This is a genomic window from Klebsiella michiganensis (assembly GCA_000963575.1).
GTDB lineage: Bacteria > Pseudomonadota > Gammaproteobacteria > Enterobacterales > Enterobacteriaceae > Cedecea > Cedecea michiganensis_A.
The window spans coordinates 543,478-558,260 of record CP011077.1 but is presented as its reverse complement, the minus strand read 5'-3'; the positions used below and the strand labels follow the sequence as shown (position 1 = coordinate 558,260).

The 14,783-nt window shown below is 55.2% G+C and carries 14 protein-coding genes; 10 read left to right on the top strand and 4 right to left on the bottom strand.

The features are described 5' to 3' along the window. Nucleotides 1-14 precede the first annotated feature (14 nt). The 5 genes from VW41_02675 to VW41_02655 are packed head-to-tail and all read left to right on the top strand — an operon-like array spanning nt 15 to nt 4,804. Nucleotides 15-1,571: a heme ABC transporter ATP-binding protein gene (locus tag VW41_02675; GenBank protein AJZ88029.1), complete on the top strand. Its 1,557-nt coding sequence runs from the start codon at nt 15-17 to the stop codon at nt 1,569-1,571. Beyond that, on the top strand, nt 1,555-2,670 hold the full coding sequence (locus tag VW41_02670; GenBank protein ID AJZ88028.1) for a sugar ABC transporter permease: 1,116 nt from the start codon (nt 1,555-1,557) through the stop codon (nt 2,668-2,670). Before VW41_02675 ends, VW41_02670 begins: the two co-directional genes overlap by 17 nt. Before the next feature lie 5 nt (nt 2,671-2,675). After that, nucleotides 2,676-3,608 carry a sugar ABC transporter permease gene (locus tag VW41_02665; GenBank protein ID AJZ91828.1) on the top strand — a complete coding sequence of 311 codons (933 nt, stop codon included), beginning with the start codon at nt 2,676-2,678 and terminating at the stop codon, nt 3,606-3,608. A 3-nt stretch (nt 3,609-3,611) separates the two neighbouring features. Beyond that, nucleotides 3,612-4,040, top strand: a complete 429-nt coding sequence (locus VW41_02660) for a cupin (protein AJZ88027.1) — start codon at nt 3,612-3,614, stop codon at nt 4,038-4,040. Continuing rightward, entirely contained in the window at nt 4,040-4,804 is a 765-nt protein-coding gene (locus tag VW41_02655; protein AJZ88026.1) for an isochorismatase, read from the top strand. The genes VW41_02660 and VW41_02655 overlap by 1 nt, the downstream gene beginning before the upstream one ends. Nucleotides 4,805-4,972: 168 nt before the next feature. Here VW41_02655 and VW41_02650 read toward each other — a convergent pair whose 3' ends face one another. From VW41_02650 to VW41_02640, 3 genes are all read right to left on the bottom strand, one after another. Next, complete coding sequence (locus VW41_02650; protein ID AJZ88025.1) at nt 4,973-6,403, bottom strand: aryl-phospho-beta-D-glucosidase; 1,431 nt, start codon at nt 6,401-6,403, stop codon at nt 4,973-4,975. Between the two features lie 10 nt (nt 6,404-6,413). Then, nucleotides 6,414-7,307 (bottom strand): beta-glucoside kinase, encoded by an 894-nt coding sequence (locus tag VW41_02645; protein AJZ88024.1) that lies wholly within the window; start codon nt 7,305-7,307, stop codon nt 6,414-6,416. A gap of 356 nt (nt 7,308-7,663) precedes the next feature. Beyond that, entirely contained in the window at nt 7,664-8,371 is a 708-nt protein-coding gene (locus VW41_02640) for a GntR family transcriptional regulator (protein ID AJZ88023.1), read from the bottom strand. Between the two features lie 195 nt (nt 8,372-8,566). Between VW41_02640 and VW41_02635 the strand changes: the two genes are divergently transcribed. The 3 genes from VW41_02635 to VW41_02625 all read left to right on the top strand — a co-directional run bounded on the left by VW41_02635 (nt 8,567) and on the right by VW41_02625 (nt 12,100). Continuing rightward, on the top strand, nt 8,567-8,881 hold the full coding sequence (locus VW41_02635) for a PTS lactose transporter subunit IIB (protein ID AJZ88022.1): 315 nt from the start codon (nt 8,567-8,569) through the stop codon (nt 8,879-8,881). 133 nt (nt 8,882-9,014) lie between these two features. After that, nucleotides 9,015-10,337, top strand: a complete 1,323-nt coding sequence (locus VW41_02630; protein ID AJZ88021.1) for a PTS cellobiose transporter subunit IIC — start codon at nt 9,015-9,017, stop codon at nt 10,335-10,337. 89 nt (nt 10,338-10,426) lie between these two features. Beyond that, nucleotides 10,427-12,100, top strand: coding sequence for a porin (locus tag VW41_02625; protein AJZ88020.1), 1,674 nt, complete (start codon nt 10,427-10,429; stop codon nt 12,098-12,100). Nucleotides 12,101-12,158: 58 nt separating this feature from the next. Here VW41_02625 and VW41_02620 read toward each other — a convergent pair whose 3' ends face one another. Beyond that, a complete protein-coding gene (locus tag VW41_02620; GenBank protein ID AJZ91827.1) occupies nt 12,159-12,743 on the bottom strand; it encodes an ATP/GTP binding motif protein in 585 nt (194 codons plus the stop codon). A gap of 221 nt (nt 12,744-12,964) precedes the next feature. On the opposite strand from VW41_02620, the gene VW41_02615 reads away from it, so the two are divergent. Both VW41_02615 and VW41_02610 read left to right on the top strand, forming a co-directional pair. Further along, complete coding sequence (locus VW41_02615) at nt 12,965-14,059, top strand: adenosylhomocysteinase (GenBank protein ID AJZ91826.1); 1,095 nt, start codon at nt 12,965-12,967, stop codon at nt 14,057-14,059. A 121-nt stretch (nt 14,060-14,180) separates the two neighbouring features. Then, nucleotides 14,181-14,771 carry a cytochrome B561 gene (locus VW41_02610; protein ID AJZ88019.1) on the top strand — a complete coding sequence of 197 codons (591 nt, stop codon included), beginning with the start codon at nt 14,181-14,183 and terminating at the stop codon, nt 14,769-14,771. Nucleotides 14,772-14,783 lie beyond the last annotated feature (12 nt).

The window sequence follows — 14,783 nt, the reverse complement described above, 5'->3', positions numbered from 1 at the left end:
CCCGGAGCCAACAGATGAACATAGCTGCGCCAGAGGTGCGGGTCGCGTTAAATCGCATCACTAAAAGATTTGCCCGCGTCACCGCCAACGACAACGTCTCGATGACCATCGAAGCCGGTGAGATCCACGCTCTTCTGGGCGAGAACGGCGCAGGAAAAAGTACCCTGATGCAAATCCTCTACGGCCTGTATCAGGCCGATGAGGGGGAAATCATCGTCGCAGGTGAAAGCGTAAAGTTTCGCGATCCGAGCGACGCCATTGCCTGCGGCATCGGCATGGTTCACCAGGAATTTATGCTGGTGCAGCCGATGACGGTCGTCGAGAACGTGGTGCTCGGCCTGAAAGAAAACGCCAGCGGCGTGCTCAACCTGAAGGCCGCCGCCGCCAGGCTGCAGGCGCTGTCGGATAAGCACGGCCTGGCCGTCGATCCCTGGGCGCAGGTACAGCACCTCTCCGTTGGCGTACAGCAGCGGGTTGAGATCCTCAAGCTGCTCTATCGTGATGCGCAGGTTCTGATCCTGGATGAACCTACGGCGGTGCTCACGCCGAAAGAGAAAGAAGGGTTGTTTGCCACGCTGAAATCGCTCTGTGCCGAAGGGCGATCCGTGGTGATCGTGACCCATAAGCTCTATGAAATTATGGCCATCGCCCGCCGTGTTTCCGTCATGCGTGCCGGAAAAATGGTGGAAACCGTGGCGGTGTCTGACACCTCCGAAACCGATCTGGCTCGCCGCATGGTTGGCCGTGATGTTGTGCTGCGCGTCGAGAAAACGCCCTGTCGGCCAGGGCGCAACGTGCTGCACGTCGACAGCATTGCCCTGCGCGACGAAACCGGGCAGCAAAAAATCTGGCGCGCGTCGCTTAAAGTCGCCGCGGGCGAAATACTGGGCATTGCCGGCGTGGAAGGTAATGGCCAGTCGGAACTAGCAAGCGCCCTGCTCAACCTGATGCCGATAGAAGCCGGACGTATTCTGCTGGCAGGAGAAGACATCTCCGACGCCACGCCCGCTCAGCGTCGCCAAAAAGGCATCGGTTTTATTCCCGCTGACCGCCGGGAAGTCGGCTCGTTTGTCACCCTTTCGCTGGAAGAAAACGCGATGCTCGGCTCCCAGCGCAGTTTTACCAAAGCCAAAGGCTGGCTGCTGGATCGCCTGAAAATCACCCGCCACGCCAAAGAGATCATTGCCCGCTTTGACGTTCGTGCTCCGGATGCCCAGTTCGAAGCCGGCAAGCTTTCAGGCGGCAATCTGCAAAAGCTGATCCTCGGTCGTGAAGTCGCCCGGAACCCCAAACTGCTGATCGTTGAGCAGCCTACCCGTGGGCTGGACGTCGGCGCGGTTGAAGCCGTTTGGGCGGGTCTGCTGGCGGCACGGGACAGCGGCTGCGCCATCGTGCTGATCTCCGCTGAACTGGAAGAAATTCTCAACCTCTCGGATCGCATTGCCGTGATGTACAACGGCCAAATCGCGGGCGAGATGGAGACGGCACACGCCACGCCGGCTCTCCTTTCTGAACTAATGGCCGGTGGCAGCCCGACTCAAGCGGACCCGAAGCATGACAAAGTGGCTTGAACGACGCCTCTCTCCGGCACAATCCTCCTCGGCGCTGGCGCTGACCAGCTTCGGCGGCATTCTTGCGGCGTTTATCGTCGGCGGGCTGCTGTTTTTACCCTTCGGCGCGGATCCCTTCACCGCTTATGGCGTCCTGTTTAGCGAGGCCTTCGGCTCCACGCGCGGCTTCGGCCTGAGTCTGGTACAGGCCACGCCGCTGATGCTTATCGCGCTGGCAACGCTTGTTATCTGGCGGGCTGGGCTGGGTTATATCGGCTTTGAAGGCTGCTTCCTGGTCGGCGCAGCAGCCGCCAGTTGGATAGCGCTTTCAGGCACGCCGCAGGGCCTCCCCTGGAAGCTGCCGATCGAACTTTACTGGCCACTTGTGCTGCTGGTGACATTTATCGCCGGCGCGCTCTGGGCTGGCTGGGTGGGAGCCCTGCGTGTTCGCTTTGGCGGCAACGATGTTCTGATTTCGCTGATGGCAAATTACGTCGCCATCTTTTTAGTGCAATACCTGGTGTCCGGCCCGATGCGCGCCCCGGGTGATCTGCCGCAAACGCCCCGCCTGCCGCAGGACACATGGCTGCCGTTTGTTCTCAGCGGGATGAAAACCCACTGGGGCATCGCCATCGCCATTATTGCCACGCTGTTTACCTGCTGGCTTATGCGCAGTACCCCTGCGGGTTACGAAATCAGCCTGGCCGGGCTGAATCCAAAAGCGGCTCGCTATGGCGGCGTGGACGTTGCCCGCCGCCAAATGGGTGCGGTTTACCTGGGCGGAGGTTTTGCGGCTCTCGCCGGGCTGTGCGCCGTACTTGGCGTACAGCACCGGCTGATGGACGGCATTTCCGGCGGCGTCGGCTTTATCGGCGTGGTGGTGGCGCTGCTGGCGCGGCTGAACCCGCTGCTGGTGATCCCCACCGCCATTTTGTACGGAGGATTGCAGGTGGGCGGCGGTGCCATGCAGCGAGAAACCGGCCTGCCCACTTCGGTCGTGTTGATTCTGCAAAGTCTGGTGGTGCTAATGATCCTGGCGGGCGACGTCCTGCGCTATTACCGCCTCCGCCTGCCAGCCCGCCCCGTGACTCAGGATGCTTTAGTGGAGAAAAAATCATGAGCGCCATGACGCACCTCGATACCGCCTTTTTCATCGGCTGGCTGGCCGCAGCTATCCGCCTTGCGGGCCCGGTCTTACTTGCTGCGCTCGGCGAGATCTACGCCGAACGTGCGGGCGTCCTCAACATCGGACTGGAAGGCACTATTTTGCTGGGCGCACTCAGCAGCTATCTTGCGGCCGCGTATACCGGCTCAACGCTGATCGGCTTCTTTGCGGGCGGCGCGGGCGGCCTGCTGGTCGGCATATTGCTGGCCGCGCTGTATTTACGCGCGCACGCCAGCCAGATTGTGGTGGGGATTGTCTTTAATATCCTGGCCGCGGGCCTGGCCTCATGGATTTATTCCCTGACCATCGGGGCTAGCGGGGCGGCGGCGATCCCGATGTTTGCCGCCTGGCCCCTGCCGTTTCTGTCATCCCTGCCGTTTATCGGCCCGGTGCTTTTTACTCAGCCCTGGCCGCTCTATCTCACCCTTAGCCTGGTGTTTATCGCTCACTTTGGCCTGTTCCATACGCGCTTTGGCCTGGCGCTGCGCGCCGTGGGTGAAAACCCAAAAGCGGCCCATGCCGCCGGGCTTAACGTACTGAAATTACGCACCTGGGGCGTACTGTTTTCCTGCCTGGGGGCCGGGCTTGCCGGCAGCTACCTGGTCACCGCACAAATCGGCCTGTTCCGCGACAATGTTGTCAGCGGCCAGGGCTTTATCGCCTTAGCTATCGTGATTTTTGGCCGCTGGAGCCCGCTCAAAGCCCTGCTGGCCGCCTTTATTTTTGGCGCTGCCGATGCGCTGCAGCTCTCTTTGCAGGTCTTCGAAAGTTCTCTGCCGCCACAGGTTCTGCTGGCGCTGCCGTACCTGCTCACTATTTTGGCGATGTCCGGCGTGGTGGGGCGAACCATTCAGCCTCGCGCCCTGACGCAGCCTTACCGCAAGGAGTCATAACCGATGAAACATTTCCGCCTTACCGACGTGTCCAGCGCCCAGGCTTTTCGCATCAGCCCGACGGACACCAACTACTTTGCCGTGCTGTTCGACAAGCATCAGGACGGCATTGAAAACGTGTTTGTGGTTGAAATTTTTACTCCCGGCGGCGCCACGCCTCCAAATGTGCACGCCGAGGCGCACGAGTTTTTCTACGTGCTTGCCGGGGAAGGCATTGCCCGCTGCAACGATGAAGAAACGGTCATTCGCCAGGGGGATGCGCTTCTGCTGCACCCGGGCAATGAACACGCCATACGCAATACCGGCGCAGGCAAGCTATACACGCTGACGGTGATGACCCCCAACGAAGGCTTCGCCGAACTGATTCGTCGCGGGATCCCCGTTTCCCTGGACGAAGAAGATCTCCGCGTACTGCAAGGGGAAGCGCAGTAATGGCTGACTATTCCCTCGGCAGCGCCCCGCGCAATCAGTGGCTGGTGACAAGAAAAAGCGTGAATATGGTACGGACCAGCCGCCCCTCAAGGCCGGTATCTCTGGAAAGCCGTGGGCGCGAGATCTCGTTCGATCTGGAACGCAGCGCGCTGATCGTCATCGATATGCAAAATGATTTCTGTCACCCCGGGGGCTGGCTGGCGCACATTGGCGTGGACGTGACTCCCGCACGGGCGCCGATTGTCCCCCTGGGTAAACTCTTGCCGCCGCTGCGGGCGGCCGATGTGCCGGTGATTTGGCTGAACTGGGGCAACCGCCCGGACAGGCTTAATCTCAGCCCCGCGCTGCTGCACGTTTATAACCCGGATGGCACCCAAACGGGCCTCGGCGACCCGCTGCCGGAATCCGGCGCGCCGGTGCTTCAGGCGGGAAGCTGGTCTGCGGAAGTCGTGGCAGAGCTGACGCCTGCCGCCGCCGACATTCGCATTGATAAATACCGGATGTCCGGCTTTCAGGACACCGTGCTGGACAGCGTGTTGAGGAACCTCGGCGTCACGACCCTGCTCTTTGCAGGCGTGAATCTTGACCAGTGCGTGCTGTGTACGCTGCAGGATGCCAACTTCCACGGCTATGACTGCCTGCTGCTGGAAGATTGCAGCGCCACAACATCACCGAAATACTGCGTGGAGGCCACGCTGTATAACGTGCAGCAATGCTTCGGGTTTGTGGTCAACTCCGCCGAGTTGCTGGGTAAACTGAAATAAAAAACGCTGGTGTTTAAACCAGCGTCGGACAGATTGTTAAAAAAACAGGAAAATCAATTCGTTGATTTTCGGCTGATAACCACTAAGAGGGAAAAACCACGCTTTTCCCTCTTAGTCAGTAACCTTACGCTGGTGTTTAAACCAGCGTTCAGTCAGCCACGGGCGTTATCAGAGCTTGTCGCCGTTACTCGCAATCACGTCCTTATACCACTGGAACGACTTCTTGCGGCTGCGGCTCAGGCTACCGTTGCCTTCGTTGTCTTTATCGACATAGATAAAGCCGTAGCGTTTTTTCATTTCGCCCGTCCCGGCGGACACCAGGTCGATACAGCCCCACGGGGTGTAACCCATCAGGTCCACACCGTCTTCCACCACCGCTTTTTTCATTTCCGCGACGTGAGCAGACAGATAGTCGATACGGTACTGGTCATCGACAAAACCGTCGCCCTGGGCCACGTCAATCGCCCCGAAGCCGTTTTCCACGATAAACAGCGGCAGCTGATAGTGATCCCAGAACCAGTTCAGGGAATAACGCAGGCCTACCGGGTCAATCTGCCAGCCCCAGTCGGATTTTTGCACGTATGGGTTAGACACCAGGCTTTTTGATTCGTCGTAGTCGAACTGCGGGTTGTCGGCGCTGGCTTTGGTCGCAAAGGACATGTAGTAGCTGAAGCCGATGTAATCGACGCAGCCTTCGGCAAGCGCCGCCAGATCTTCGTCGGTGATATCCAGCTCAAAACCACGGCGCTCGAAGTAATTCAGCAGGTGCTGCGGGTATTTGCCGCGAACGTGCACATCGGTGAACCAGTAGCGGCGGTGCATCGCATTCATCGCCATCATCATGTCGCCTGGCGCACAGGTCAGCGGATAAATTGGGCACATGGCAATCATGCAACCGACCTGCAGCGCAGGGTTGATTTCACGGGCCGCACGCACCGCCAGGGCGCTGGCAACCAGCTCATAGTGTGACGCCTGGTACATCACCGGCTCACGATCTTCACCCGGCTGATACTTCAGGCCTGAGTTAGTGAACGGCGCGAAATCTTCATGGTAGTTGGCCTGGTTGTTGATCTCGTTAAAGGTCATCCAGTACTTCACTTTGTGCTGATAGCGCGTGAAGACCACTTTCGAGAAGCGCAGGAAGAAATCAATCAGCTTACGGTTACGCCAGCCACCGTATTCGGTAACCAGGTGGTAAGGCATTTCGAAGTGCGACAGCGTAATTACCGGCTCAATGCCGTGCTTCAGGCACTCATCAAACAGGTCGTCGTAGAACTGCAGGCCAGCTTCGTTCGGTTCCAGCTCGTCGCCCAGCGGGAAAATACGCGTCCAGGCGATGGAGGTACGGAAGCATTTGAAGCCCATCTCGGCAAACAGCTGGATATCTTCTTTGTAGCGGTGATAGAAATCGATCGCTTCATGGTTTGGGTAATTTTTTCCCTGCAGCACGCCATCGGTAATCTCACGCGGGACGCCGTGGGCGCCAGCCGTCATCACATCCGCGACGCTAACCCCTTTGCCGCCCTCTTTCCAGCCACCTTCCAACTGGTGCGCCGCAACCGCGCCACCCCACAGAAAACCTTCTTTGAATCCAGACATATTCTCTCCCTTAATTAGAGATCGCATGCTGCGACCGATAGTGCTGATTAAAATGGTAGACCGCCCCAATGAGTCCGGCATCGTTGCCGTGGCTGACGGTGTCGATATAGTCGTCGATGGTGAACCAGGCTAAGTGTTCGCGCAGCAGTTCGAGGAAGCCAGGGCGTTCAACAATGCCGCCGCCGAGCAGAATTTTTTCCGGGTCGAACAGATTGACGAGGTTATAAAGGCCGGTGCCGAGGTCGTTGAAAAATGCGGTGACCATGCGCTGACAGGCCACGTCACCCGCGTCAAAGCGGTCGAAAATCTCTTCCCCGCTGACCTCCTCAAGCGGCTTGCCGACATACTCCGCGTAGTCTTTGCGCAAGGTTCTCAGGGTGCAGGTATCGTTCATGGTGTAGCGGCGAACATCGCGCGGGCCTGGGCGTTCGGTCAGCATGTAGCCAAACTCTCCCGCCCGGAAGCGTGCGCCGTGTACCAGCTGGTTATTGCAGAAAATTGCCCCACCGATGCCGGTGCCGATGGTCAGCACGAGGAAATTACTCATTTGCGCCGCTTTCCCCTGCCAGCGTTCGGCCAGCAGGACGCAATTAGCGTCATTTTCGATGGCAACGGGGAGCTGGGTGCGCTCTTCAAGCCACTCTTTGATGGCAAAGTTGTCAAAACGGCGGATTGCCCCACCCATTTCGATAAAGCCGGTATGCGGGTTGACATAGCCAGGAGCACTGATCGCCACCCCTTCGCAGCCTGGATGGACGGCGATCCACGCTAAAATGGCCCGTAGAATTTGCTCGCCGTCGCTGTCGTTGATCGTCTCTTTGCCTTTGGCCAGTATCTCGCCCTGCGAGTTGACCAGCCCCATTTTTAAGGCGGTACCACCGATATCAAATGCGGCGATATTCATAGGTTAATTCCTCCTGCATATTTCCGGCACGTCGTTTATTTCTACTAAAACACAGAAATTATTTCGCACCGGTCATATTCATGCCTGGTAAAAGGAATACAAAAATTGACGAGTTCAATTTTTAATTGTCAGTTCTGAAAACGAAGAAAATCTTAATCAATGGGAAGCGTATCAGGCAATAGATGAGGAATAACACATTGAACAACTTATGAACCTGTTAAAAGGCATGATATACAGTGAGTTAACTTAGTTGTTCACATTACAAAGGCAACAGGTTCACTTTTCTGAGCATTACTGAACCTCTTTTTCGGCCGGAACTGTGACAGACATTGCGAATGCACGGCCTGTCGCAGCGGTTAGCCAGCCTTACGAGGTAAAAAGTACTTCACCTGGAACTCGAACACGTTGGTGTAGAGGATCGAGTAATCAATCGGGCTGTGGCTCGCGTCAACGGACTGTGTTTCCATGCGGATAATCGGATCGCGAGTGCTGATGTGCAGCATTTTGGCAATCTCGGTTGACGGTAGAATGGGCTGAAACGCCTCGTAGCAGCCGTGAATTTTGACCCCGCATTCGTCTTCAATGTAGGAAAATTTCGAACGCTTCATGTGATTAACCGTCAGGTCGGGGAAACGGTTCACGGACAACCAGGTCTCTTCCAGCTGCATCGGCACATTGTCGATGTGGCGTAGCCTTTTGGCGTAATAGACCGGCTCGCCGATGGCCAGCTGCAGGCGGCTCGCAATGTCTTCCGACGCCTGCTGCAGCTCAAATCTCAGTACCTGGCTGGACGGTTTTTTCCCTTCACTTTTGGCAATCTCAGTGAAGCTGTCCAGGTGCGTAACCGAAGCCTGAAAATGTTTATTTCGCACATAAGTCCCAGACCCATGCCTGCGCTCAATAAGCGCCTCATCCTCCAGTACTTTCAATGCCTTACGCAAGGTATTGCGTGACACATTATAGAACTCAGCCAGCTCTTTCTCCGAAGGGAGTATGTCGCCGATATGATAGGTTGGGCTGCTGATCCGGCTTTTTAGTAAGTTAACAACATCTTTGTACACCACTTTTGAACCTCCTTAATTCATTAAAAAACAGTCAATTACCATTCCATTCATATTAAAAGCGTAATACAGGTTCATTTTAACTCTGCTTTCTGCACCACTCGGCGGTGACTAACTGTGATCGAAATGGCAGATGGAGGCATTGATATTCATTAAGTTAGCCGCTGGTTGATTATCTACAAAGCGTTAAGGGTAAAAATGAAGAACATATTATTGGTTTGTGCGGCCGGAATGTCTACCAGCATGCTGGTTAAAAGAATGCAGGATCACGCCGAAGCGGGAAATATTTCGGTCAATATTAACGCACTGGCGATTGCCGAGGCAAAAGAGAGAATAAAAAGAAATGAAGCGGATGTTGTCCTGCTCGGGCCTCAGGTTCGTTTTCAAAAGAGTGAGATAGAGGAAATAACCCAGGGAAAAATCCCAGTGGCAGTGATTGACATGAAATTTTATGGGCAGATGGACGGAAAATCAGTTCTTGACTCAGCATTGAATTTGCTTGGCGGCCATTAAGCATTTCCAGCCAAAATAATAACCCAATGGGTAATTGATTAAGTTTATTGTCACTCAGTCTAGTATTGACAAAATATTTCGTCGATAAACTTAAATCACCATTCAATATCTCTCTAATGATAAAGGGCGCATCATGAGTATAATGAATGCCTTTGAGCGCGGTATGGAAAAGCTTCTGGTTCCTATTGCGATTAAATTAAATTCTCAGATACACGTCTCGGCCATCCGCGATGCTTTTATTTTGTCATTCCCTATCGTCATGGCCAGTTCGCTGATCGTGCTGATTAACTTTGCCATTCTTTCTCCGGATGGTTTTATTGCTTCACTGCTCCATCTTGGCACCTTGTTCCCTAATTTAGCCGAAGCACAAAATATATTCTCCCCGGTCATGAACGGGTCGGTGAATATTATGTCGATCATGATTGCTTTCCTGGTCGCACGTAATATTGCCATTAGCTATCAGCAGGACGACTTGCTGTGCGGCCTGACCGCTATTGGCGCGTTCTTTGTGGTGTATACCCCTTATCAAATGATGGGCGGGCAGTCGTATCTGACCACGCAATATCTGGGGCCACAGGGGCTATTTGTCGCGGTGATTGTCGCGCTGATTACCGGGGAAATATTCTGCCGCCTGGCGCGTAACCCGAAAATCACCATCACCATGCCAGACGCCGTGCCACCGGCGGTTGCCCGTTCATTTAAGGTATTGATTCCTATCTTCTTCGTGATGATTTTCTTCTCGGTGCTGAACTACTGCCTGACGAAAATCTCCCCGAATGGCCTGAACGAACTGATTTATACCCTGATTCAGGCGCCGCTGAAAAACATGGGCACCAATATCGTCGCGGTGCTGGTGCTTGGCGTGGTCACCAACTTCCTGTGGGTGCTGGGCATTCACGGGCCGAACACCACGGCGGCGATTCGCGAGACTATTTTCTCCGAAGCTAACCTCGAAAACCTCTCTTTTGCCGCTTCCAACGGCACCACCTGGGGCGCGCCATACCCTATTACCTGGGGAAGCATCAACGACGCCTTTGCCAACTATGGCGGTTCGGGAATGACGCTTGGCCTGCTGCTGGCTATCTTTATTGCCTCCCGCCGCGCCGACTACCGCGACCTGGCAAAAATGGCCTTCGTGCCCGGCCTGTTTAACATCAATGAACCGGTGATTTTTGGCCTGCCCATCGTCCTGAACCCGATTCTGATCATTCCATTTATTATGGTGCCTTTCGTGAACTCTCTGGTGGGCTACACCTTCGTGACTCTGGAGATCATTCCGCCGATTGCCTACGCCGTACCGTGGACAACCCCGGGGCCGCTCATCGCCTTCTTCGGCACCGGAGGGAACTGGATGGCGTTGGTTGTCGGCCTGCTGTGCCTTGCCATCTCCACGTTAATTTATTTACCGTTCGTTATGGCCGCCAATAAGGTAAATGCAGCGCAGGCGGCGCAGTAAATACTCTACTAATGATAGCAATGTAATTTCCACCCGCCTCCGGTTATTTAAACCGGAGGCAAATAATAATTATACTTCTGGGACATTCTATGAATTCAAGTTTATTGAAGGTTAGCTTATTGTCTTCATCCATCCTTCTGGCGTTATCCTCAACCAGCGTAATGGCAGCAAAATTAACGGTTGAGCAGCGTCTGGAATTACTTGAAAGACAATTATCAGAAAACAAGTCTGAATTAAACAAAACACAGAAAGAGTTGGCCATTTATAAAGATAAGGTCGCTCAACTGCAGCCAGCCGGTAACAACGTTCAGTCCGGAACGGCACAGGTCAATCAGACGGTCTATTCTCCGGTAGCCGATAATATCGAGAATGAAAATAATCATCTCGACACTAAACCGGCCCCTACGCCGGTGAAAGGCACGCAAAAAGTTGCCGTCGTCAATAACGAAGGCGGCAAGACAACCGTAGAAAATGTCACCCTGAAAGACATCAGCAAATACATTAAAGATGATATTGGCTTTAGCTACGAAGGTTATTTCCGCTCCGGCTGGGCTGCGGCAAACCGTGGGTCGGCACAAACTTACGCCGCCGGGTCGCTTGGGCGCTTCGGGAACGAGATGAGCGGCTGGTTCGACTTAACGCTGAACCAGCGCGTTTACAACCAGGACGGTAAAACCGCCAACGCCATCGTGACCTACGACGGTAACGTTGGGGAGCAGTATAACGACGCCTGGTTTGGCGATAACAACGGCAACGAAAATATCATGCAGTTCAGCGATATTTTCCTGACCACCAGAGGCTTCCTGCCGTTTGCGCCGGAAGCGGACTTCTGGGTTGGGAAACACAAGCTGCCTGAGTACGAAATCCAGATGCTCGACTGGAAATCATTAACCACCCAGGTTGCGGCCGCCGTCGGTATTCAAAACTGGAACCTGGGTGTCGGCCAGCTCGACGCTTCTCTTAGCCGGAACGACGTCGACGTTTACTCCCGCGACTTTAGCCACACCACGCAGATGAACACCAACTCGGTTGACCTGCGCTACCGCAACATTCCGCTGTGGGAAGATGGCTCCCTGTCACTGATGGGTAAATATGCCTTTGCGAATAAAACCGACGACCAGAAAGACAATAAAAATAACGGCTCCTTCTTCAAGCTGAAGGATACCTGGATGGCAACGGCCATCGTCCGTCAGGATCTGCCGCGCGACACCTTTAACGAGTTCACCCTGCAGGTGGCCAATAACTCTTATGCCAGCAGCTTCGCGAACTTCTCTGGGGCCAGCAACTCCATGGCACCGGGCCGTTATTACTACGGTGACCAGACGGACGGTGTGGCCTGGCGTCTGATTTCGCAGGGGGAAATGTACCTTGCAGACAGGATAATCATGGCCAACGCGCTGGTTTACTCCCAGGGTAACGATGTTTATAGCTATGAGAGCGGCGCCCACAGTGACTTCAGCAGCATTCGGGCAGTGATTCGCCCCGCATGGATTTGGGATACCTGGAACCAGACCGGCCTGGAGCTGAGCTGGTTTACCCAGAAAAACAAAACCGAACAGGGCGTAAACCTGAAAGAATCGGGTTACAAAACCACGCTCTATCACGCGCTGAAGGTTGGCCCAAGCCTGCTCGGCTCGCGGCCTGAGATTCGTTTCTACGGCACGTACCTGAATATTCTGGATAACGAGCTGTCAGGCTTCCGCTTTAACGAAAACAGCAAAAACGAGTTTATGGCTGGCGTTCAGGCTGAAGTGTGGTGGTAACTCTCTGCCGCTAGGCGTCTAAAAACCCCGTCTGCAAAGACGGGGTTTTCTTTTTCATTCAGCTGGCACCCGCACAGCTATCCGGTACGTTATTCAGCCCCTCTGCGCCATGGGTGAAGGATTTAAAGCGCCGCTGATCGTCCAGTTTGATGATGTACAGCGAATCAAAATCACTGCCCGGCCATTTCGGCACCACCGCGGGGTCACCGCCGGTTTTCTTCACCAGCTTTTGTGCCGCTATCACCAGATTTTTGTGCTCCCAGGAGACAAAAGTCAGGCGGCCGCTGCTTTGATTTTTCAGTAAATCATCCGCCAGCTCGTCCGTCTGCTCCGCGTGGTAATGCAGGTCGATGGCCTGAGAAAGGCGGATGGCGGTCGGCGTGATGGTGGTTAGCGGGCGCAGCGAGCTGCCAGTTTTGTTCTCTTTGGGGGCGGCGGCGTAGATAGCATCCGGTTTGCCGTACTGACTTAACAGCACCGACGGCAGCTGCAATGCGCGGTTCAGCCCTTTGCAGGTAAGCTGCCCGCTATTGTTAGCCGGTTTCTCGCCGTGGCGCAGGAATACTATCGTGCTGTCGGCCTTCACTATCATCGGGGTCAATAAGGCACCGCTCAGCAACACAACAAGCGCTTTCTTGATCATGTTTTTCTCGTTTTTATCAGGGGATGAAGCTTTTACTATAGAGAAGAAATCCTGGGAAAAAACAAAACATTGGTAAGCAGACGTCACGCCCGGCACGCCGGCCTCAGCGGTTAACAACCGGCCACCATTTTGCTATTCTGACGCCCGTTAACGTGATGATATATTCTACAAAAAACAGCAAAAACAATTAATAAGGACAAGACGTGAGCACCCAGAGCGAGATGTTTAACAGAGAAATTGCGTGGTCAACCCGCCACATGGTTCGCACCCTCAAACAGGTTCAGGCGCTGCCCGACTTAAGCCACGTTCGTATCGCCTGCAATATGCATCTCGACCTGAAAATGATCCCACTGGTTGAAGGCCTGCTGAAGAAAAATGCCCGGGTCTTTCTCACCACCTGCAACCCAACCACCGTCCAGGATGACGTCGTCGCTTACCTTGTCGCCGCCGGAGCTGAGGCCTGCGCATGGCGCAATATGAGCGACACCGACTGGCGCGACTCGTGGGAAAAAGCCATTGCCTGGCGCCCAACTCATCTGTGCGAAATGGGCGCCGACATCACCACGCTGCTGCACCAGCGCGGCGAATTTGGCGACGTGGTTGCCTGCCTGGAAGCCACCGGCTCCGGCGTCAACCGCCTCGCGGATCTGCGCCCCGGCTATCCGATTTTTAACTGGGACGATCTGCCGGTAAAGGAAGGCCTGCATAACCGCCACATGGTTGGCCTCACCGCCTGGCAGACCTTCTTCCAGACCACTCACCTCACCCTGCACGAAAAGAAAGTGCTGGTGATTGGCTATGGCCTGGTGGGCCAGGGCGTTGCCGCCGCCGCCAAAGCCTACGGTGGCCAGGTAATGGTTGCCGAGTTGGACCCCGCCCGCCGCCTGCAGGCCGCCTATGATGGCTGGCATGTGGTTGATATTCATGACGTGATTGCCACCACCGACGTGATTGCTACCGCAACCGGGGCGAAAAAAGTCGTCAGCGCGGCGGTACTGGATAAAGCCAAAGACGGCGTGTTCGTACTGAACGTGGGTCACGTTGCGGAAGAGATCGACTGCGGCTATCTGCAGCAATACCCGACCGAAGAGGTGATGCCGTTTATCAACGCGTACCACCTTAATGGCAAAACGCTTTACCTGATGGCAAACGGCTCAATGCTTAACCTGACCGCGGGCTTCGGCGACAGCCTGAACGCTTTCGACGTGACGCTGGCAGTGATGGCGAGCGGCATTAAACACATCGTGACCGACGGGCAGCACGCTGAAAAAGCGGTTTATTTACTGCCTCAGTCCGTGTGGGAAAAGGCCCTGTAAGCCGCCAGTCCCCCTTCTCAAGTCAGGCTTCTTTGGGAGCCTGACTTTTTTTTCATTTTCGCCGAATAATTTCCCCGCCCCGATTGTTTACTCCTTACAAGAACCTGAGGAAGAAACAATCATGAGTTACCTGCCCACCGAAACCCGGTCGCCCCGCAAGCGCTACGACGCCTTTAGCATGGCCCTTCACTGGGTTACCGCTTTCTGCGTGATATTTCTGTTCGCCAGCGCGCACATCTGGGAGGCCCTTGAACGCGGCACTCCGTTACGCAAAGGCCTGCAATCTCTGCACATCTCGTTCGGCATTTTGCTTGGCGCGGTAATTGTGGTCCGCCTGGTGTGGCGTATTAGCGCCGCTTTTTCATCGTCGAGAAAGCTTGAAAAAGTACCGATGCCGGGCGCATTTCGTCTTGCCGCCCATGCCACACACGGCGTGCTTTACATCCTGCTGCTAACCCAGGCCACGCTCGGTTTTATGTTCCGCTGGGCGCAGGGCGAGCCTTTCTGGTTCTTCAACCTCTTTGAAGTCCCGGACGTGTTCAATATCGATCCGACGCTGCGCCATACCCTGGCGATGCTACACAACAATGTGGCCTGGGCGCTGATCCTGCTGGCGGGCGCGCACGCCGCCGCCGCCCTGCTTCACCATTATGTTCTGCGTGACGGCACGCTGCGCCGCATGCTCCCCGCCTGCAAAGGCAACTCTCGCTAACCTACAGGACGA

What these genes read in the sequence shown, in the direction of transcription:
- VW41_02675 (AJZ88029.1), top strand. Translation starts at nt 15, where the DNA reads ATGAACATAGCTGCGCCAGAGGTGCGGGTCGCGTTAAATCGCATCACT.
- VW41_02670 (AJZ88028.1), top strand. Translation starts at nt 1,555, where the DNA reads ATGACAAAGTGGCTTGAACGACGCCTCTCTCCGGCACAATCCTCCTCG.
- VW41_02665 (AJZ91828.1), top strand. Translation starts at nt 2,676, where the DNA reads ATGACGCACCTCGATACCGCCTTTTTCATCGGCTGGCTGGCCGCAGCT.
- VW41_02660 (AJZ88027.1), top strand. Translation starts at nt 3,612, where the DNA reads ATGAAACATTTCCGCCTTACCGACGTGTCCAGCGCCCAGGCTTTTCGC.
- VW41_02655 (AJZ88026.1), top strand. Translation starts at nt 4,040, where the DNA reads ATGGCTGACTATTCCCTCGGCAGCGCCCCGCGCAATCAGTGGCTGGTG.
- VW41_02650 (AJZ88025.1), bottom strand. Translation starts at nt 6,403, where the DNA reads ATGTCTGGATTCAAAGAAGGTTTTCTGTGGGGTGGCGCGGTTGCGGCG.
- VW41_02645 (AJZ88024.1), bottom strand. Translation starts at nt 7,307, where the DNA reads ATGAATATCGCCGCATTTGATATCGGTGGTACCGCCTTAAAAATGGGG.
- VW41_02635 (AJZ88022.1), top strand. Translation starts at nt 8,567, where the DNA reads ATGAAGAACATATTATTGGTTTGTGCGGCCGGAATGTCTACCAGCATG.
- VW41_02630 (AJZ88021.1), top strand. Translation starts at nt 9,015, where the DNA reads ATGAGTATAATGAATGCCTTTGAGCGCGGTATGGAAAAGCTTCTGGTT.
- VW41_02625 (AJZ88020.1), top strand. Translation starts at nt 10,427, where the DNA reads ATGAATTCAAGTTTATTGAAGGTTAGCTTATTGTCTTCATCCATCCTT.
- VW41_02620 (AJZ91827.1), bottom strand. Translation starts at nt 12,743, where the DNA reads ATGATCAAGAAAGCGCTTGTTGTGTTGCTGAGCGGTGCCTTATTGACC.
- VW41_02615 (AJZ91826.1), top strand. Translation starts at nt 12,965, where the DNA reads ATGTTTAACAGAGAAATTGCGTGGTCAACCCGCCACATGGTTCGCACC.
- VW41_02610 (AJZ88019.1), top strand. Translation starts at nt 14,181, where the DNA reads ATGAGTTACCTGCCCACCGAAACCCGGTCGCCCCGCAAGCGCTACGAC.